Genomic DNA, 20,238 nt, shown 5'->3' on the forward strand with positions numbered 1-20,238 from the left:
ATCCGTCACGTTAGCCAACCAACTCCACGAGAGTCTCGATGACTCGGTCCACGTCACCGTCGGTGAGGGCCGGGAAGAGCGGCAGCGACAGCTCCTCGGCGTAGTACCGCTCCGCGTTCGGGCACAGTCCGCGCTTGTATCCCTGCCGCGCGAACACCGGATGCCAGTAGACCGGAATGTAGTTCACCTGTACGCCGATCCCCGCGGCGCGCATCCGCTCGAACACCTCGCGCCGCCGCCCACCGAGCACCCGGATCGGATAGAGATGCCACATCGGATCTACACCGTCCCGCTGCACCGGCGTATGCAGACCGTCGATGCCGGCGAACGCCTTGTTGTAACGCGCGGTGATCTCGGTCCGACGACGTTTGAACTCGGCGAGCCGGGCGAGCTGGGAGATGCCGAGCGCGGCGCCGAGATCGGTGAGGCGGTAGTTCACGCCGTACTCGTGGACCTCCTGGTGCCAGGGGCCCTCATCGGTGAGCTCGAAGCGCGATGGGTCGCGGACGAGCCCGATGAAGTGGAACTCGTGGGCGCGCTGCGCGACGGCCGGATCCTTGCAGACGACCGCGCCGCCCTCGCCGGTGGTGAGGTTCTTGGTGGGGAAGAACGACATCGTGGTCACGTCGGCCAGGTCGCCGACCGGGCGGCCGCCGGCTGAACCGCCGACCGAGTGAGCTGCGTCGGCGAGGGTGTGGGCGCCGACTCGGTCCGCGAGCGGCTGCAGTGCGGCGTAGTCAGCGGATTGGCCCGCATAGTCGACTGCCGCGATGACCCTGGATCGTTCAGAAAGCGAGGCTTCGACGGCAGACGGGTCTATCAGGCCGGTGTCGTAGTCGATGTCGGCGAAGACGATCTGGGCGCCGAGCATGGCGGCGCAGGAAGCCGTGGCTACGAACGTCATCGGGGTGGTGATGACCTCGTCGCCGGTGCCGACGCCGAGGGCGGCGTACGCGATGTGCAGTGCCGCGGTGCCCGAGGTGCAGCTGACTGCGCGGTGTCCGCCGGCGAGTTCCGACACGGCTTGCTCGAAGGCCGTGACCGCCGGTCCGGTCGTGAGCCAGTCGCCGCGCAGCACGGCGGTGACCGCCGCGATGTCGTCCTCGGAGATCGACTGGCGTCCGTACGGCAGCACGGTCAGACGTCGCTCTCGAGGATCTTGCGGATCTCCTCGATCGAGTACCACTGGTCGTTGGTGTCCGACGCGTAGTGGAAATCGCCCGCCACCGGACGGCCGTCGGTGGGCGGCTGGTAGCCCCAGGTCGCGAGGTCGGGCTGCAGCACGAAGCGGTTGCCGAGGGACAGCGCGCGGCGGCCCTCCTCCGGGCTGATCATCTCCTCGTGCAGCTTCTCGCCCGGGCGCAGGCCGACGTCGTGCATGGTCGCGCCGGGCGCGATCGCCTCGGCCAGGTCGGTCACCTTCATCGACGGGATCCGCGGCACGTACAGCTCGCCGCCGGTCATCAGGTCGAACGAGTCGACGACGAACTCGACCGCCTCCGGCAGCGTGATCAGGAACCGGGTGCAGCGCAGATCGGTGATCGGCAGCGACTGCCCGGCCGCATGCAGCGCCCGGAACTTCGGGATGATCGAGCCCCGGCTGCCCATCACGTTGCCGTACCGCACGACGCTGAAGCGGGTGTCGTACGCCGCCGCGTAGTGGTTGCCGTTGATGAACAGCTTGTCCGCGGTCAGCTTGGTCGCGCCGTACAGGTTGATCGGGCTCGATGCCTTGTCGGTGGACAGCGCCACGACCCGCTTCACGCCGCAGTCGATCGCCGCCTCGATGACGTTCTGCGAGCCGATCACGTTGGTCTGGACGAACTCCCACGGGTTGTACTCACCGCTGTCCACCTGCTTCAGCGCGGCGGCATGGACGACGTAGTCGACCCGGTGCATCGCCCGCAGCAACCGCGAGCGGTCGCGGACGTCGCCGAGGAAGAACCGCAGCCGCGGGTCGTCGCCGAACAGCTGGCGGACCTCCCACTGCTTCAGCTCGTCGCGGCTGAAGACGATGATCCGGCGCGGGTTCAGCTGGTCCAGCGCGTGCCGTACGAAGCTCCGGCCGAACGACCCGGTGCCCCCGGTGACGAGGATGTCGGAGCCGGTAAGGATTGACACGCGAGCGGGACCCTTCTGACGGACAGTTCCGAACCGCACACACGCGGTACGGACCTCGAAACAATAGCTGCCCCGTGAACCAGCCCTTCAATCCACCGTCTCAGCCCCGCGTGATCAAACGTACGCTGTGGGCCGTGAAACGCGTCGGGGTGCGATGTGATGTGGGGCCGGCCCGGGGCATCGGGCACGTGATGCGGTGCCTGGCGCTCGCCGAGGAGGTACGGCGCCGCGACGTCGAGCTGCTGTTCATCTGCGACGCGCACACCGTTCCGTGGGCGGCTGACCAGATCGCGGGGCGCGGCATCGACGTACATCCCGCAGTGTGGACGCCTGCTGAACACGTCGAGCTCTTCGGACGGCTCGAGCTCGACGCGGTCGTCTTCGACTCCTACGACCTCGACGCATCCGTCTACGCGGCTGCCCGGGCGCTTCCCACGCTCGCGATCGTCGACGGCGACTTCCGCGGCGCCGAGGCGGATGTGCTGGTCGACCAGAACCTGGCTGCGGAGCTCGACCACCCCACGCTGCCGCGGGGCTCGGTCCGGCTGGCCGGTCTGCCGTACGTGATGATCCGCGACGAGGTCCTCGACCACCGTCCCGCGGAGCCGCCGACGGCCCGGCCGGCCGCAGTACCGAAGGTGTTCGCGTTTTTCGGTGGCACAGATGCCTTCGGCGCCGGCCCGTACGTCGCCCGCGCACTGGCGGCCACCGGCCTGCCGTTCGAGGCCACCGTGGTCGCGCCGAGCCCCGACCTCGCCGCACAGATCGCCGCCGGCGAGCTGCAGCCGCACCAGCAGCTCCAGATCATCGGTCCGACCAATCAGCTGGCCGCTGAGGTGCGTGCCGCCGATCTGACCATCAGCGCGTCGGGTACGTCGACCTGGGAGCTGCTCTGTCTCGGGGCGACAACCGCGCTGGTCTGTGTCGTCGACAACCAGGTCATGGGCTACGAGCGCGCCGTCGGCACCGGTGCGGCGGCTGGGCTCGGCCTGCTGAGCGCACTGCAGACCGACATGTCGTCCGCGGTCCCGACGCTCAAGCGGCTGCTCACTGACTCGGCGGAGCGTGGCCGGTTGGCGAGTGCCGGGTGGGAGCTGGTCGACGGCAGAGGACGGGAGCGGGTGGCTGACGCCCTCCTGCAGCTCATCTGAGTTCGTAGACCGTCGCGTCCAGAGTGGCGTGACGGAGACGGACGAAGTTGCGGAGCGCGGGCGACACTCCGCCGGCGCGGTTGTCGGCGTACAGCCACCGGACTCCGGCCTGGCGCAGGCGCTCGATCGACGCAGGGGTCGGTGACTTGAAGGCGGTGTCGTTGGCGGCCAGCTCGCTGCTGTCCCAGTACGGGATGAGGCTCGGATTGCCTCCGGTGGTCAGTGCGATCCGGTTGGCCTGGTTGGAGTACGACCAGCCTTCGATCAGGACAGGCCGCTCCGACAGGGCTGCGAGCCAGAAGTGCCGGCTGTCGCAGAGGCCGTTGCGTTGGATGATGCAGTGCGCGTTGGTCGCGACCAGGTCGCCCGGTGTGCTGTTCCGTTGGAGCCACTCTGCAGCTCCTGCTTCAGCTGCCGTCGCACCGCCGCGGAACGGATGCGCGAAGACCAGCTTCGACGCCTTGTCCGACACGAACGCCTGCAACGGCACCAACGCCGCACCGATCATGCACGCTGCCACCGCAGCGCCGACCAACGCCACGAAGAAGCTGCCCGGACGCCGCGCGAGCTTCCACGCAACTGCGACCAGCACGGCAACCACGAGCACAGCAGCCAACGTCCACAGCCACGGAGCCTTGATGCCGGGCAGATCGGCGGACTGCCATCGCGCGATCGCCAGCGCGACCAGTCCAAGCAGTCCGGCGGCTCCGACGAGCACCACGGCCCGCCGGTCGCCGAGCCGACCGACCAGGTTCGCCAGCCCGACGGATGCCAGTACTGCGACCACGGGGAACGCCGTACGGAGGAAGTAGAGCTGACTGACGCCAGACTGTGTGGTCAGCAACGTCCCGAGCAGCCCAGCGACCACGAAGCCGGCCAGGAAGACCGCGCCGGTGTCCCGCCACCTCCGCCCGAGGAAGAACAACCCCGACGCGGCCAGCGCCCAACTCAATAGAGTCGTTGCCCCGGACAGCAACTGCGCGTGCGGGTTCGACACCAGCATCGGGTACGGCGCCAGCTGGACGAACGTCTCGAACGGCTTGATCTCCGTCCCCCACGTGCTCCCGCCGAAGATCGTGATCAACGCCGCCACGAACACCGCGAGCGACAGCAGTCCGCCGAAGAACGCAGGCCGGGTACTCCGCCGCGCCAGCCCCGACTGCAGGAACGCGAACGCGAACCCGACCCCCACCAGCGGCAGGATCGTCGACTTCGCCCCGGCCGCGACCAGTGCTAGCAGCACCAGCAACACCCATCGGCTGCGCGGCTTCCCGCCGGACCGCAACAGGTCCACGGCCACCAGGCAAACGGCCAGTGCGATCAGGACACCGAGGTTCTGCGTCGGACTCAGGTACGCCGCCACCGCAGTCGAGACCCCGCCCAGTCCGGCCCCGGCCAACGGCTGCACCGCCCCACCGAGACCAGCGATGAACACAGCGAGCGGTCCGGCCCAGGTGGCGCCGGACTCCGCCGTCGGAGCCAGCCGAGTGGTCAGCGCGAACACCAGCCCGCAGCCGGCCAGGAACAACGGCAGCCAGCTCAGTGAATGGATCAGATCGGTCAGATCGATCCGCGTCCCCCACTGCGTCGCCGCCGTCGCCTGGTGGAAGAACGTGTGGTACTTCATCGGCTCCCCGCCGAGCCACAACGTCGAGATCGGCACGTCGTACTTCGCACTCGCCGCCAGCGCCTGCTGGAAGGCCAGATCCGGGTACGCCCGCAGCGGATCGGTGTACGCGGGGAGGAACTGCCCCGGCCCACGCCGGTACACGATCAGCAGCACCACCGCGGTCGACGTCGCGAGCAGCCACGCCTGCAGCGGTCGCAGGGGCGTCTCGACCCGCCGCCAGACCCGCGCCCGGGCGTCGCTGTCGACGAACGCGACCACCAGCACGACCGGCGCCCACACCCACGACCACGCCTGCAGTCCGATCGACGCACTGGCCAGATAGACCAGCACCTGCCCGGCAGTCCCGACCGCGAACCCCGCGGACAGGTCCTCGACCAGGTTCCGCCCGTACCCGCCGATGAGCCGCCACAGCGCGAATCCGGGGAGCAGGACCGCGACCGTGGTGAACAGCACGAACCGGACGACCTCGAAGAACGTCGCATGCAGCGCGAGCAGGACGACCGCCAGCAGCACGACAGCAAGACCGGCGACCAGTCCGGAAAGGGAAGGCCCCGCAGTACGCGGCCCCCGCCGCCTCGCTCTCGCGCGCATGTCGTAACACTAATGTGAATTTCGCCTCGGAGCGTGCCCGGCGATTCACGGGTGGTCACCTCCACGTCGCCGCTGCCATGCCTTAAGCTCGACGCCCTATGAGTTGGTACGACGCGCTCGAGGCCGGTGAACTGACCGTCCGGCCGTCCGTTGACGCGGCGAAGCGGTTCGGGATCTCGATCGACCGGATGTCCGTCTCGGCCTCCGCCGGTACGCCGCTCGCCGAGGTACTGGGTGCGGTCGAGCGGTCGACCGCCGAGGTGATCGTGCTGCGCTACCCGGCCCGCGAGACCACCTGGTTCGCCGCGCTGGCCAGCGGTCCGCGGCAGGCGCTGCTCGCGGACACCGTCGTCTACTGGTCGCTGCCGACCGGCAAGGGCCGGCGCCCCGCGCCGCTGGCCGGCTTCAGCACGCAGCTCGAGCCGGCGGCCGACGACGATCTGGTCGACGACCTGGTCGCGGACGTCTTCGGCGACTCCGGCAACCACTACTGCTCCAACCCGGTCTTCGACCGGACGCTTGCGCTGGCCGGCCGGCAGGACTGGGCCCGGCGGCGCATCGCCGACGCGGGTGCCGTCGTACTGCGTGGTCCCGACCGGCGGGTGCTCGCGCTGGCCGCGATCGACCAACAGCGTTCCTGGACCGAGATCCAGCTCTCCGGTGTCGTACCGGCCGAGCAGGGCCGCGGACGGTACGGCCACCTGCTGGCCGCGATCGAGGACGCCTGCACGTCCCGGCGGCTGGTCGTCTCGACCCAGGGCCACCAGACCGGCATCCAGCGGATCTGGGCCCGGTACGGGTTCGAACCCGTGCATAACCTCCTGACCGTTCACCTCGTTGCCGCTACGTAGGAATCCGCTGGGGGCCAGCACGTAGCTGTCGAGGGAGGAAACACCGGAGTGACGCCGCGGCTGAGCGTGGTGGTGCCCTTCTACGGCGTCGGTGAGTACCTCGGCGACTGTCTGGACTCGATCGCCCAGCAGGCCTGGGCCGACTTCGAGGCGATCCTCGTCGACGACGGCTCCCCGGACGACAGCGCCGTCATCGCCAAGGAGTTCTGCGCCCGGGACCCGCGGTTCCGGCTGATCCAGCAGGACAACGCCGGCCCTGGTCCCGCTCGCGACCGGGGGATCAGCGAGGCAACGGGTGAGTACCTCGCCTTCGTCGACGGCGACGACCTCGTCTCGCGGTACGGGTTCGCGGCGTTGGTCCGGACCCTGGACCGAACCGGTTCAGACTTCGCCGGCGGCAACGCGCGGCGGTTCAACAACAGCTTCGGCGTCCGGCCGTCCTGGCTGCACAAGCAGCCGTTCGCCAGGGTCCGGCACGCCACCCACGTGACGGAGTTCCCAGACCTGGTCCTGGACCGGATGCTCTGGAACAAGGTCTACCGCCGCTCCTTCTGGACCGAGTACGGCTACAAGTTCCCTCCGATCCGCTACGAGGACTACCCGGTCGCGCTCAAAGCGCACCTGGATGCCGTCACCGTCGACACGATCACGCAGGCCGTCTACTACTGGCGCGAGCGCGAGTCCGGCGAGTCGATCACGCAGCAGAAGTTCCAGCTCGGCAACATCCGGGACCGCGTCACCTCGGCCGGGATGGTGATCGACCTGGTCGAGGACGCCGTACCGGTGGTGCGTCGGCGTACGCACGCGCACCTGGCACAGATCGACGTACTGACGCTGATGTCCGCATTCGGCACTGTCCCGGTCGAGGAGGAGCAGCACCTCGTCGACCTGTCGCGCGAGCTGCTCGGCCGGATCGACAGCGAGGTGCTTGCCGCCACCCACCGGTACGACCGGATCCAGCACGCCGCGCTTCGTGCCGGTGATGTCGAGCTGCTCCGCCGGCTCGCGGTCTTCCGCAACTCCGGCGGGCTTCGCGGCGGGGCTCGCGCGGTTCCGCGGGGCAGGCGGTCGCGGCAGCTCGACTACAACTACCCGGGGCAGGGCGAGACCGTCGTGCCGCGGCGGCTGTACGGGCTGCGCGAGCAGGACCTGACTCTCGCGACGAGCGTGCGCGAGGTCGTCTGGGTCGACGGCAAGCTGTCGGTCAAGGGCACCGCCGAGATCCGCCACCTCGAGACGGACCGGTCCTCGACCCTGCAGATCGCGCTGGTGGTCGACGACACGTCACATCCCCTCGAGGTACGCCGGTACGCCGCGTTGGACCTGCACGGGGACAAGTCGCTGGTCGGGTTCGAAGTACTGCTGGATCCTGAGGTGCTCGGCCGGTGTACCGGAGCGCCCGCTCACTTCGAGGTGCGGATGCGGTCGGGCCGGCGGGACCGGAAGGGCATGCTCGGCGGCCAAGGGCCGGGGAGCCCCGGCTGGGCGCCGGGGGCGTGGATCGACGAGACGAACTGGATCCAGCCCGGTCCGGGGAAGTACGGCTGGTTCTCGCTGCGGCGGCTGACGGATCCGTGCCGATTGACCGCGGTCGAGCAGACTGCCGACGAATTGGTCCTGCACGGGCGGGCGTCGTTCGACGAGCCGGAGTTGCACCTCAGCCGGCCGGTCGTCGGCGGTGCGGAAGAGATTCCGCTGGAGGTCGACGGGCGTGACTTCACCGCCCGGCTGCCGATCCGGGACATTCTCGCCGCGGCGAACCACGACGATCCGTTCGGGCAGCGGACGACCCGGTCGTTCCGTGTTCATGGTCCGGATCGGCAGGAGCGGGTGCTGCTGTGGACGGCGGGCGACTCGGCCGTCTCGCGCGTCGTGGACGATCGGGTCGTCACGTTGACGCGGTCGACCGGCGGGTACGTGAACCTGCACGAGTCGCCGATCCGGACCACCGCCGCCCATGCGGTTGCTGAGGGCAATCAGTTGGTGGTGCGCGGTTCGGAGGGCGGCGACGTCACCTTCAGCTGGCGGCGGTACCTGGCCGACTCCGACGATCACCTGGACGTCGCGTGCCGTCGTACCGCGTCGGCCGATGGCTGGTCGGCCGCGGTCGACGTCGACGCGCTGATCCCGGTGACCGCGGTGAAGGTGTCGGTCGACCCGCTGGCCGCGTTGGCCGACTGGATCCTGTTCGCGACCTCCCCCGACGGTGCGGCGCACGCCGTACAGTGCGAGCCCTTCCTGTGCAGCCGGTTGCCGCTGGCAATCACGCATGGGACGCACGCGCTGGCCGTCCGACCCCATGCCGGCACTCTGCACGTCGAGGTGCGCTGATGCATCACCACAACCACTACTACGGACAGACGCACATCCTGTCGCGGTACGCCGGGTTCGACTTCGACCATCCGCCGCGGCTGCGGGGATACCTGCAGCACGGCTGGAACATCGGCTGCGGCTGGAACCCGGTGCACGAGTTCTACGACGGCGCGTGGCGGTTCACCTGGAGCGATGCGCCGCGGCGCCGCGGGCACGCGCTCGGCCGGCGGAACTACCACAGCATCGGGGCGCCGTTCCTCTACCTGATGGAGCTCGAGCCGGAGCCGGAGGAGCCGGTCGAGCGCGAGGGCACGCTGTGGTTCCTCTTCCACGGGTGGGAAGGCGGCAAGATCCACGGCGACCACCGGCGGCTGATCGACGAGATCCGCGAGACCGAGCCCGGTCCGGTGACGTTCAGCCTGTACTACACGGAGTACGACCGGCCCGAGGTGCGCGGGTTCTACGAGGACGCCGGGTTCCGGGTGGTGTCGTTCGGGCGGCGAGGGTTCTCCTACGAGGGGACCGATCGGCGCTTCCTGTTCAAGCAGCTCGCGGAGTTGCGCAAGCACAAGCGGGTCGCGGCCAACCGGCTGTCGACCGCGATCTTCTACGGCATCGCGGCCGGCTGCGAACCGGCGGTGTACGGCGACCCGATGGAGATGGAAGGCGAGAACCCGTTGTTCGGCGGGCAGAGCCGGATCGAGCGGCTGTGGCCGGAGATGCTCGGCAAGTCGATCGATCTGGAGGCCGCGCGGGCCACCACCGACCTCGAGCTCGGGAAGCCCTGGATGATGCCGGCCGCGGAACTGCGCAGCCTGTTCGATTGGAGAGAGCGTGTCTGAGCTGCAGGTGGTCCGGGGCGAGATGCAGCCCTGGACCGATCACACGACGCCGCGGCCGGCGCTCGCGGCGCTGCTGACCGACGTCGTCCCGGCCAATCGCCGGACGCTGATCCTCGGGCCGCACGCGCCGCAGCAGATCGAGTCCGTCCTGGCACACTCCGCCGACGTCACGATCCTGGTCCGCTCGGTCGCCGACGCGCAGCAGCTGGGCGAGGACTTCGGCCCGTGCCTGCGGGTGATCGCGGGCGCGCTCGACGGGTTGGAGGGCGAGCCGTACGACGTGATCATCGCGACCGATGGGCTCGACCGGGTGCTCGGCTACGACAGCGCCGATCTGTCGTGGACGGAGCGGTTGGCTGCGCTGTCCCGGCTCGCGGCGCCGGACGGGGTCGTCGTACTCGCGCTGGAGAACGAGTTCTCGCTGCTGAACCTGCTGGACAGCCGCCCGGCACACCAGCGCCACGGCGACGACGAGTGGCGCCCGCTCCACGACGATCCCACGCGCCCGGTCTCGGTAGACCAGCTGAAGGCCGCGCTGCCGTGGCGCGCAGAGGTGTACGCCGACTTCGCCTCCCGCACCTTCATCCGCGCCGACGTCGCGGCCGCCGCCCGCCCGGGCGAGCTGCCCACTCGGTTGGCGACCGGTGCGCTTGAGGCCACCGACGCGCCCCTCCTCTCACCGGCCAACGAGGCCGTCGAAACCGCCTCTCGGGCCGGCCTGCTGGCCTCCGTTTCGACCGGCTGGCTGGCGATCTGCGGAGCGGCGCCCTCGCACGACGTCTACACCCAGACCGCCCAAGCAGTCCTCACCGCCGACGAAGACCTCACCGGCTGGTCCACCACCAGCACCATCGGCCCCTCTATCCCCGAGCCCGCGGCGACCACCTCAGACTCCACCCCCGAGCCGGTCTCCATTCACGGGAGTCTGCTTTCCTTCGACCCCTCCGTGGTCCCCGCGACCGTCCCACCGGGTGTCTCGGTCGAGACGATGCTCTTCCGCCTGGCCGCCGCCGAGGACGTCCCCGCCTTCCGCAAGTTGGCCGCCGACCTGGGTGAATGGGTGACCGCCTCGCGCGTGATCATCCGCTGGGACGACATCGTCTTCGACGGCGAATCCTTCGCCCACGGAGTCTCCCCATGGGTAGCCCACGAAGAGGTAGAGAAGGACGACCTGCTCGCGGCCGCCTGGATCCGCTTCCACGACCGCCTGCTCAGGCAGCACCGCCGACACCCGTGGCCACCGTGGATGATCGGTGCCGACCTGGTGTCCGCCTGGCTCGGGATGTCCGGCATCGAGCCGCCCGAACAACTCCAAGCAACCTCGCCCGACACCGCCCCCGCGACGACCCAACAAGTTGCCCGGGGCAAAGAGCTGGCGGCGGCGCTCGACGCAGTACTCGAGACCCGCAAAGACACGGTCGACGTACGCACGGCCCTCGCGGAAGCCGAAGCAGCCAAGCAGGAGCTGTTCGAGCTCAAGGGCCACGTCTACGGCCTCGAGCGCACACTCGGCTTCCGCAACAAGGCGATGAAGACCCGCGAGAACCGCATCCGCGAACTCCGTGGCCAACTCCAGCGCCTGACCACCGCGCACGAGCGGATCCGCGGTTCCCGGACGTACGCCGTCTCGCGTGTCATCTTCCACGCCGCGCAGGTCCGCAAGCCGAAGACCGTCGCCCGTAAGCTCGCCCGCCGGATCCGGAAGCGATGAGCCGTCCGCGCCTGAGTGTGGTGGTGCCGTTCTACAACGTCGGCGCGTACATCGGGGACTGCCTGGACTCGATCGCGCGACAGACCTGGAGCGACTTCGAGGCGATCCTGGTCGACGACGGGTCTCCGGACGACAGCGCCGTCATCGCGAAGGAGATGTGCTCCCGCGACTCTCGGTTCCGGATCGTCGAGCAGGACAACGCCGGGCTCGGCCCGGCGCGCAACACCGGGGTGGAGCACGCCACGGGGGAGTACCTCACGTTCGTCGACAGCGACGACCTCGTGACCCGGCACGGGTTCGGCCTGCTGATCAAGGCGCTCGACCGGACCGGTTCGGATTTCGCCGGCGGCAACGCGCGACGGTTCAACAACAGCTACGGCGTACGGCCGTCGTGGCTGCACGGGCAGACCTTCACCGAAGACCGGTTCGCCACGCACATCTCCGAGACACCGCAGCTCGTGCTCGACCGGATGGTGTGGAACAAGGTCTACCGCCGGTCGTTCTGGGACGAGTACTCCTACCGCTTCCCGGCGATCCGGTACGAGGACTACCCGGTCACTCTGAAGGCGCACCTCGACGCGGTCACCGTCGACACGATCGCGGCGCCGGTGTACTTCTGGCGCGAGCGCGAGTCGGGTGACTCGATCACACAGCAGAAGTTCCAGCTCGCGAACATCCGCGACCGGGTCGTCTCGGCCGGTCTGGTGCTTGACGAGATCGAGGACGCGCTTCCGGAGATCCGGCACCGGGTACACGCGCACTTCCGCCAGATCGACCTGCACTCGATCCTCTCGGCGTTCGGCACGGTGCCGCCGGAGGAGGAGCAGCACCTCGTCGAGCTCACGAGCGAGCTCCTCGGCCGGCTCGATGACGCCGTGCTCGAGACCGCGCCGCGACTGGCCCAGCTGCAGTTCGACGCTGTCCGTGCGGGCGACACCGAGCTGCTGCGTCTGGTCGCCCTCGACCCCGACGCGGCGCAGGAACAGCTGCCCCTGTCCAAGACCGACTTCACGCTGGCGACGAGCATCCGTGAGGTGACCTGGATCGACGGCGAGCTGTCGGTGCGGGGCACCGCTGAGATCCGTCACCTGCAGTCCAAGCCGTCGAGCCTCCGGATCGGTCTCGTCATCGCGGGCCGGAACTATCGCCTTCCGGTACGGCGGATGCCGGCGACCGACCTTCGCGGCGAGGAGAACCTGGTCGGGTTCGAGGTTCGTGTCAGCCGCGAACTGCTCGCCAAGTGTCCGGCGGGCCCGTCGCATTTCGACGTACGGATGCGTGCCGGCGGGATCCGCCGCCGGGACCTGCTGCGAGGCCAGAAGGCGGGCAGCCCGGGCTGGCCGCCGGGGATGTGGATCGACGGGACCAGCTGGATCCAGCCGGGTCCGGGCAAGGAAGGCGCGTTCGCCGTACGGCGGTTGGCGGATCCGTGCCGACTGACGTCGGTCGAGCAGACGCCCGAAGCGCTGGTTCTACACGGGCGGTCGGCGTGGGACGAGCCGTCGCTGTTCGTCAGCCGGCCGTTGTCGGGCGGGGAGGAGGAGCTGCCGCTCGAGGTCCACGGCCGCGACTTCACCGCACGGTTGCCGCTCCGGCCGATGCTCGAGGAGATCAACCCGGACGATCCGTTCAGCCAGCGGACGACGCGGGCGTTCCGGATGCGTGGACCGGACGGCCGCGAGCAGGTGTTGTTGTGGACCGCGGGCGACCGACTGGTGTCACACGCCGAAGGCGGTCGCGTGGTGATGCTGACCCGGTCGACCGGCGGCTACGTGAACCTGCACGAGTCGCCGATCCGGATGACCGCCACCGCAGCGGTTGCTGCTGGCAACATGTTGGTGGTGCGGGGCCCCGATTGGGGTGACGTCGACTTCAGTTGGCGCCGGTATCTGCCCGATTCCGACGATCACGTGGACGTCGCGTGCCGTCGTACCATCTCCGATGACGGCTGGGCCGCCGTTGTCGAGATGGCGGCCCTGGAGCCGGCCGACTGGATCCTGTTCGCGACGGCACCGGACGGTACGTCGCACGCGGTGCAGTGCGAACCGTTCTTGTCGAGCCGGCTGCCGCTGACGATCACCCGGGGCGGGTCCGCGTTCGCCGTACGGCCGCTCGCCGGGACACTGCACCTTGAGGTGAGTTAGCGCCTCGCGACCAGCAGTTGGTGGGTGACCGGCCAGTCGAGCGGGTCGCCGGTCGCGGTGGTGATGGAGGCGACAGGGGCGATGCGGTTCTCGATGACCCAGTCGTTGCGCCAGGCGTTCGAGGCGGGGTCGATGGTGAAGCCGGCGCGTTCGGCGACCGCGGACCAGCCGGCGAAGTTGAGGCCGCAGAACTGCTCGTGGGTCTCGCTCAGCCAGTTGTCGACGTAGTCCTTGCGGGTGAGGAAGTCCATCGCGTCGGCGAGCCGGAGTACCAGTCCGTCGGGGCGTTCGTCGTACTCGAACGGGACCTTCGCGTTCCGCCGGAAGTCGTGCGCGAACTGGAAGAACCGTGCGCGGGTGGAGAGTTTGGTGATGTACGCCGCGGGATCGTCGAGCGTCTCGAGGTCGGTGATGTCGTCCGGGTTCTCGCCGTCGCTGTCGTCCAGCCGCAGTATGACGGGGCGGTCGGGCTCGTCGGGGCCGCAGACGTCGGAGTTGATCCAGACGCCGTGTGGTGCCGTGTGCGCGAACAGGGCATCGGCAAAACGCTGGACGGTGTCCGGGCGGGATCCGTCGGCGTACGACCAGATCTCGTGGGTGAGCGCGAGCGTCAGCGTGGTGTCGATCGACCGCGGCGGGAAGACGGCCGAACCGAGCATATTGCGTTGGTAGAAATAGACGTTCGGGTTGGTGAAGAGGCCTTGTTCCTTCTTGTGCACGCATTCGGCGTACAAATGCCGGGCGACCTCGACACCGATCAGATCCGACTCGTGGAATCGTGGATCGGCATCGATCAGTTGAAGCGTCGCGCCGGTCGCGCAGCCGATGTCGAGAATGCGTCCGGGGCGGACAAAGCCCTTGATTTGTTGCCATTTCCGATCGGCGGCGGTTTCGAACGCGTCGGCGTACGTCTTGTAGTCCCGGGTCGTGGTGAGGCCGCCATCGTCACCGACCACCGGGTCGTTCACGCAGCGCGCGACGTGTGCGTCCAGGGCGTACCGCTCGAAGACATCCACGGTCGCCGGATGTGCCAGTTCCTTCCACTGATCATTGCCCGCAGCAATCATCAGTAGGACGTCCCAGGGGTGCGCGACGCCCTCGGGCTCGACCCCGATGACGCTGAAACCCAACCGCTCGTACAACTTGCTGACCGACGGGGTCGAGCACGCCACCACCGTGTTCGCGGGCGTCAACCGGACGAGGTCATCGGTCCCGGCCTCGATCGCCTTCACCGTCACCTCGGCGAATTCGTCCGTCGGCGAGGTGTCCACGACTCCGACCACGAGCGACCGGATCCCACTCGCCACACTGAACCGCTCGATCGCGGCCTCCCGCCGATCGAACGCCACCGGATTCCGCTTCGTCGTCTGATGATTCGCCGACGTCACCGCCCACACCACGGTCCGCCCCGCGAACTTCCGCAGAAACTCCGACTGAAACCGGGTCAACACATGATGCCGCCCCGGAAACAACAAGTACTCGGTCACCCCGGCCAACCTTTCCTGCGTAGCATGCATCAGACAGAACATGATCCCAGGGGGAGGGACCGCGGTGACACGATGGGCTCTGGCAGCCGGCTGCCTCGCACTGATCCTCGCCGGCTGCACGACGTCCGACCGGGCAACCGATCACACCGCACCGCCGGCCACTCCCAGTGCGGCGCCTACGGCGATGACGACGGTCCCTCGGGCGTCGACGACTCCCACGCCGGCCGAGTTCCGATACACCGCGAACGACCTGCAGTTGGCGCTTCCGACGGCGTACGGGACGCACAAGCTGGAGAAGTCGCTCTACATCTATCCGCCCGCGCCGACCGCGACCTGGCGGCCGGATCCGCTGGCCGTCTGGAAGGTCGAACCGGCGATCTGCCGGGACGTCATTCGTTACCAGGGCGTCCCCGGTGTGCCCGGCGACTTCATTGCGCCGACCACACCTTCGGCCGTGGGCTTCGCTTCCCTCGGCCAGGGGGTCGGCCGTGAGCGCCCGTTCGTCAGCGTCAACGTCGTCGAGCTGGCCGGCGCGCTCGGCGACCGGCTCCTCGACCAGCGCCTGCCGACCCCACCCGAATGCGCCCACATCCTGACCGACGGCAAGCCCCGCGCCTCGGTCGTCGAGCGCGCTCTACCCGGCTTCGGTGTCCGCGCCCGCTACATCGTCCGCACGTACCCGGTCGGCGCCCAGACCTACACCGAGCGCACCTTGCAGTACCGCACACCGACGTACGTCGTCCTCGTCCGCCTGGACGCCTTCATCAACCCCGAACAGCCCTTCCTCGCCTTCGCGACCAAAGCCCGGGACAGCCTGAAAACCCTGACCCCGATGAGCTAGAGCAGGTCCCAGGTGAGGGGCGTGCCGGCCTTGACGTCGGTGCGGAAGGGGCGGCCGTTGACCTGTTGGAAGAGGTCGGGGGCCAGGCCGCCGGCTGGGCGGATGGAGCGGACGTTTTCCGGGGTGATGGGGTCGCCGACTCGGACATCCTGGGTGACGTAGAGGGAGCGGCGGAAGCGGAGGACGTTCTCTTCGGCTTGTTTGGGGCCGATGGCGGGCTTGCCGAGTGAGAGTTGGGCGACGCGGGTGCTCTCGACCAACAGCTCCAGCTCCCACGGCTCGAGGGAGAACGCGGAGTCGACGCCGCCGTCGACGCGCTTCAGCGTCACATGCTTCTCGATCACGGTCGCCCCGAGCGCCACCGCGGCCACGGCAGCGCCGATTCCCATCGTGTGGTCCGACAGGCCGACCTGTACGCCGAGGGCGTCGCGGAGGACCGGGATACCGCGCAGGTTCGACTGCTCCGGCGGCGCGGGGTAGCTCGCCGTACACGACAGCACGATGATCTGCTCGTTGCCGGTCGAGCGCGCCGCCCGGACCGCGGCGTCGATGTCGGTGAGTGTCGCGGATCCGGTGGAGATGATGATCGGCTTGCCGGTCTCCGCCATCCCGCGGACCAGCGGCAGGTCACCGATCTCGTTCGACGCGACCTTGTACGCCGGGACGTTCAGCTTCTCGAGGAAGTCGATCGCGGTCTGGTCGAACGCCGACGAGAACGCCACCAGCCCGAGCGATGTCGCCAGCTCGAAGATCGGCTCGTGCCACGCCCACGGGGTGTGCGCCTCCTCGTACAGGTCGTACAGCCGCGCCTCGCTCCACAGCTCGTGCTCCACCGGCAGCCGGAACGCCGGCAGGTCGAGGTCGAGCGTCATCGTGTCCGCGGTGTAGGTCTGCAGCTTCAGCGCCTGTGCGCCGGACTCCGCGACCGCCCGGACGATGTCGAGCGCCCGCGCCAGGTCACCGTTGTGGTTCGCGGACATCTCGGCGATGACGAACGGCTGGTGATCCGGTCCGACCGGCACGCCGCCGATCTCGATGGTGCTCATTCAGTTCCCCTGGGTTCTACGGTCCTGCTTGCGCAGGCTGATCGGAATCACGGTGACCTCGCGGCCGTCGGCGTACCGGACCTCCGGCGTACCTTCGACGAACCGGAAGCGCCGGTTCATCTGCCGGACCACGGCGTTGTGCTCGAGTACCTCGCCGGTGAGTACGTCGAGGCCGAGCTCGTCGAACGCGTACGCCGTGGCCTCGCGCATCACCTCGATCCACGCGGGCAGCGTCTTGCCGCGCTCCGCCAGCCCGTCGGCGTCGAGGAAGAAGCCCCAGGCGCCCGACGATCCGTCGAGGTCGAAGAAGTTGACGACGCCGGCCGTCCTGTCGTCCCGTTCGTAGATCAGGACCCGGCGGCTGGGGTCGACCGAGGTCTTCGCCCACCACGTTGCGTGCTCGTCCGCGGTGATCTCGTGCGAGGTGATGCTGACGTCGCGATTGGCCTGCTGGTTCCGCAGCCGCCGGATGGTGTCGACATCAAGTTCAGTAGCGGTGCGCAGCATGTACCTAACCTAGCGTCTTCTCTTCAAGCGGCTTGGTGTGTAAACATCTTTCGACTTCAGCTTGATCGACGGTCGGAGAGTGACATGAGAGTCTGGCGAGCGATGGGTGTCTTCGGTGTGACGGCAGGGCTGCTGCTGAGCGGGTTGACCGGTACGGCGTCCGCCGCGCCGGCGAGCCAGCAGGCGTGTGCGCCCAGCGCGACGACTCCACTGCGGCAGTTCCGGGCCAGCTGGATCTCGTCCGTGGTGAACATCGACTGGCCGTCGAAGACCGGTCTGAGTGCCGCGCAGCAGCAGGCCGAGCTGATCGGCTGGCTCGACGACGCGGTCCGGCAGCACCACAACGCGGTCATCCTGCAGGTCCGTCCGACCGCGGACGCGTTCTGGCCGTCGAAGGTCGAGCCCTGGTCGCAGTACCTGACCGGGACCCAGGGCGGCGATCCCGGCTACGACCCGCTGGCGTTCGCGGTCGCCGAGGCGCACAAGCGGAACCTCGAGCTGCACGCGTGGTTCAACCCGTACCGGCTCTCGATGGGCACCGACCTCAATGCGCTGATCCCGACCCACCCGGCGCGTCTGCACCCGGACTGGGTCGTCTCGTACGGCGGGAAGCTCTACTACAACCCCGGCATCCCAGCGGCCCGCAAGCTGGTCGAGGACGCGATCATGGACGCGGTCTCGCGGTACGACATCGACGGCGTGCACTTCGACGACTACTTCTACCCGTATCCGGTGGCCGGTCAGACCTTTGACGACGCCGCGACGTTCGCGCAGTACGCCGACGGTTACACCGACCTCCAGGCCTGGCGGCGGCACAACATCGACCTGCTGATCAGCGAGCTCAGCCAGAAGATGCACGCGATCAAGCCGTGGATCAAGTTCGGCATCTCGCCGTTCGCGGTCTGGCGCAACAAGGCGACCGACCCGGAGGGCACCGACACCACGGCCGGCGTCCAGACGTACGACGACCTCGCCGCGGACACGCGTAAGTGGGTCCGCGAGGAGTGGATCGACTACATCGTCCCGCAGGTCTACTGGGCCGGTGGATTCGCACCGGCCGACTACAACAAGATCGTCCCGTGGTGGGCCGACCAGGTCCGCGGTACGCATGTCCACCTCTACATCGGCGAGGCGACGTACAAGGTCGGTACGTCGACCCAGTCGCCGGACTGGTCGGACCCGCAGGAGCTGAGCGACCACCTGGCGTTCGACAGCGCGATCCCCGAGGTGAAGGGCAACATCTACTTCTCCGCGAAGGACGTGCGGGCCGACCGTCTCGGCGCGACCACGCTCCTCAACAACACCTGGTACACGAGGCTGGCGCTGATCCCCGCGATGCCCGCGCTGGACTCTCGCCCGCCCCTGCCCGCTCACGCGGTCCACGCCAGCCGCACCGCGAACGGCGTGCAACTCAAGTGGTCCCGCACGTCGAAGGACACCACGTCGTACGCCATCTACCGCCGCGACCTCCTGGGCGCCGACCACTGCCCCGACAACGACGCCCGCAACCTGATTGCGACGGTTCGCTCCAGCGGCGCCGCCCAGTCCTACACCGACCCCACAGCAACCCCCGGCAAGGCCTACCTCTACAGGGTCACCGCCCTCGACCGCCTCTCCAACCAAAGCATCGCAATCCCCACCGTCTCGCTCCGCTGAGATCTGCTGACGGTAGTGTTGGAGGTCTGCTAACGGTAGTGTACGGATGCTGCTAACGGTAGTCTGGCGAGGTGGACGCGTATGTGCACCGGATCGTCGACGCGGAGCTGGACGAGTTGCTGGCCGGCCTGCCGGCGGTCACGCTCGACGGGCCGAAAGGCGTCGGCAAGACCGCGACCGCGGTTCGGCGGGCGCAGACGGTCTATGCGCTTGACGACCCGGCTCGGCGACTTCTGCTGGAGGCGGATCCGGATCGACTGGATCGGGCTCAGCCGCCGGTGCTGGTCGACGAATGGCAACTGCATCCACCGGTCTGGGACCAGGTCCGGCGTAGCGTCGACCGCGACGCGACGCCGGGCCGCTTCCTACTGACCGGCAGCGCCAGCCCGGTCGACGCACCGACCCATTCCGGCGCTGGGCGGATCGTCCGCCTGCGGATGCGTCCGATGTCGCTTTCCGAGCGCGGGATCGAGTCGCCGACCGTCAGCATCCGGAGTCTGCTGACCGGCTCCAAAGGGCCTGCGGATGGTACGACCGACGTGCAGTTGGCCCAGTACACCGAGGAGATCGTTCGATCGGGCTTCCCGGGCATCAGGCCGCTCACCGACCGGCCCCGGCGTGCTCAGCTCACCGGATACCTCGACCGGATCGTCGAACGAGACTTTCCCGAGCAGGGACACCTGGTGCGGCGTCCCGCCACCCTGCGGGCGTGGTTGGCCGCTTACGCTGCCGCAACCGCGACGACCGCGTCGTACAACGCGATCCTCGACGCTGCGACCGCAGGTGACAGCGACAAGCCTGCGAAGACGACGACCATGGCGTACCGCGATGTGCTGAGTCAGCTGTGGCTACTCGAGCCCGTGGAGGCGTGGCTGCCGACCCGGAACCGTCTCAGCCGGCTCGCGTCGTCGCCGAAACACCATCTGGCCGACCCGGCGCTGGCGGCGGCTCTCCTCGGGGTCGGCGTGGACGCGCTGCTCGACGACGCGACCAAGGGTCATCCGCGGATCCGCGACGGCGTACTGCTCGGGCAGCTCTTCGAGTCGCTGGTCACCCTCGACGTCAGGGTTTATGCGCAGGCTGCCGAGGCAGGCGTCCGGCATCTCAGGACCAGGAACGGCGACCACGAGGTGGACCTGATCGTCGAGCGTGCCGATCACCGGGTGCTGGCGATCGAGGTGAAGCTCACGCCGTTCGTGACCGACGACGACGTCAAACACCTGCTGTGGTTGAGATCCCAGCTCGGTGCGGATCTTCTGGATGCGATGGTGATCTGTACCGGGACCGAGGCCTATCGCCGCCAGGACGGGATCCTCGTCGTCCCCGCTGCGCTGCTCGGACCTTGAT

15 protein-coding genes are annotated in these 20,238 nt (G+C 68.7%); 9 read left to right on the plus strand and 6 right to left on the minus strand.

Features of this window, described 5'->3' with window-relative positions; translation table 11 throughout:
- Window positions 1-10: 10 nt before the first annotated feature.
- Window positions 11-1,135: a UDP-4-amino-4,6-dideoxy-N-acetyl-beta-L-altrosamine transaminase gene (gene pseC, locus OHA10_RS13925; RefSeq protein ID WP_371406612.1), complete on the minus strand. Its 1,125-nt coding sequence runs from the start codon at window positions 1,133-1,135 to the stop codon at window positions 11-13.
- A 2-nt stretch (window positions 1,136-1,137) separates the two neighbouring features.
- A complete protein-coding gene (gene pseB / locus OHA10_RS13930; RefSeq protein WP_137252142.1) occupies window positions 1,138-2,121 on the minus strand; it encodes a UDP-N-acetylglucosamine 4,6-dehydratase (inverting) in 984 nt (327 codons plus the stop codon).
- A gap of 134 nt (window positions 2,122-2,255) precedes the next feature.
- Between pseB and OHA10_RS13935 the strand changes: the two genes are divergently transcribed.
- A complete protein-coding gene (locus tag OHA10_RS13935) occupies window positions 2,256-3,272 on the plus strand; it encodes a PseG/SpsG family protein (protein WP_371406613.1) in 1,017 nt (338 codons plus the stop codon).
- On the opposite strand, the gene OHA10_RS13940 is transcribed toward OHA10_RS13935, so the two are convergent.
- The gene (locus OHA10_RS13940; protein ID WP_371406614.1) at window positions 3,265-5,493 is read right to left on the minus strand and encodes a hypothetical protein; all 2,229 of its coding nucleotides are present in this window, start codon (window positions 5,491-5,493) and stop codon (window positions 3,265-3,267) included. The two genes, OHA10_RS13935 and OHA10_RS13940, sit on opposite strands and share 8 nt — an antisense overlap.
- 98 nt (window positions 5,494-5,591) lie before the next feature.
- Between OHA10_RS13940 and OHA10_RS13945 the strand changes: the two genes are divergently transcribed.
- The 5 genes from OHA10_RS13945 to OHA10_RS13965 are packed head-to-tail and all read left to right on the plus strand — an operon-like array spanning window position 5,592 to window position 13,354.
- Window positions 5,592-6,344, plus strand: a complete 753-nt coding sequence (locus OHA10_RS13945) for an N-acetyltransferase (RefSeq protein WP_371406615.1) — start codon at window positions 5,592-5,594, stop codon at window positions 6,342-6,344.
- A gap of 48 nt (window positions 6,345-6,392) precedes the next feature.
- Complete coding sequence (locus OHA10_RS13950) at window positions 6,393-8,675, plus strand: glycosyltransferase family 2 protein (RefSeq protein WP_371406616.1); 2,283 nt, start codon at window positions 6,393-6,395, stop codon at window positions 8,673-8,675.
- Window positions 8,675-9,499: a hypothetical protein gene (locus OHA10_RS13955; RefSeq protein WP_371406617.1), complete on the plus strand. Its 825-nt coding sequence runs from the start codon at window positions 8,675-8,677 to the stop codon at window positions 9,497-9,499. Before OHA10_RS13950 ends, OHA10_RS13955 begins: the two co-directional genes overlap by 1 nt.
- Entirely contained in the window at window positions 9,492-11,210 is a 1,719-nt protein-coding gene (locus OHA10_RS13960) for a hypothetical protein (protein ID WP_371406618.1), read from the plus strand. Before OHA10_RS13955 ends, OHA10_RS13960 begins: the two co-directional genes overlap by 8 nt.
- Window positions 11,207-13,354, plus strand: a complete 2,148-nt coding sequence (locus OHA10_RS13965) for a glycosyltransferase family 2 protein (protein WP_371406619.1) — start codon at window positions 11,207-11,209, stop codon at window positions 13,352-13,354. The genes OHA10_RS13960 and OHA10_RS13965 overlap by 4 nt, the downstream gene beginning before the upstream one ends.
- Here OHA10_RS13965 and OHA10_RS13970 read toward each other — a convergent pair.
- A complete protein-coding gene (locus tag OHA10_RS13970; RefSeq protein ID WP_371406620.1) occupies window positions 13,351-14,841 on the minus strand; it encodes a class I SAM-dependent methyltransferase in 1,491 nt (496 codons plus the stop codon). The genes OHA10_RS13965 and OHA10_RS13970 overlap by 4 nt on opposite strands.
- A 64-nt stretch (window positions 14,842-14,905) precedes the next feature.
- On the opposite strand from OHA10_RS13970, the gene OHA10_RS13975 reads away from it, so the two are divergent.
- On the plus strand, window positions 14,906-15,682 hold the full coding sequence (locus OHA10_RS13975) for a hypothetical protein (RefSeq protein ID WP_371406621.1): 777 nt from the start codon (window positions 14,906-14,908) through the stop codon (window positions 15,680-15,682).
- Here the strand turns inward: OHA10_RS13975 and pseI are convergent.
- Complete coding sequence (gene pseI, locus OHA10_RS13980; protein ID WP_371406622.1) at window positions 15,679-16,728, minus strand: pseudaminic acid synthase; 1,050 nt, start codon at window positions 16,726-16,728, stop codon at window positions 15,679-15,681. The two genes, OHA10_RS13975 and pseI, sit on opposite strands and share 4 nt — an antisense overlap.
- Window positions 16,729-17,235 (minus strand): GNAT family N-acetyltransferase, encoded by a 507-nt coding sequence (locus OHA10_RS13985; protein WP_371406623.1) that lies wholly within the window; start codon window positions 17,233-17,235, stop codon window positions 16,729-16,731.
- A gap of 84 nt (window positions 17,236-17,319) precedes the next feature.
- On the opposite strand from OHA10_RS13985, the gene OHA10_RS13990 reads away from it, so the two are divergent.
- Both OHA10_RS13990 and OHA10_RS13995 read left to right on the plus strand, forming a co-directional pair.
- Window positions 17,320-18,891, plus strand: a complete 1,572-nt coding sequence (locus OHA10_RS13990; RefSeq protein WP_371406624.1) for a glycoside hydrolase family 10 protein — start codon at window positions 17,320-17,322, stop codon at window positions 18,889-18,891.
- A 71-nt stretch (window positions 18,892-18,962) separates the two neighbouring features.
- On the plus strand, window positions 18,963-20,237 hold the full coding sequence (locus OHA10_RS13995) for an ATP-binding protein (protein WP_371406625.1): 1,275 nt from the start codon (window positions 18,963-18,965) through the stop codon (window positions 20,235-20,237).
- Window position 20,238: the final 1 nt, after the last annotated feature.

Source organism: Kribbella sp. NBC_00662 (assembly GCF_041430295.1).
Taxonomy (GTDB): Bacteria; Actinomycetota; Actinomycetes; order Propionibacteriales; family Kribbellaceae; genus Kribbella.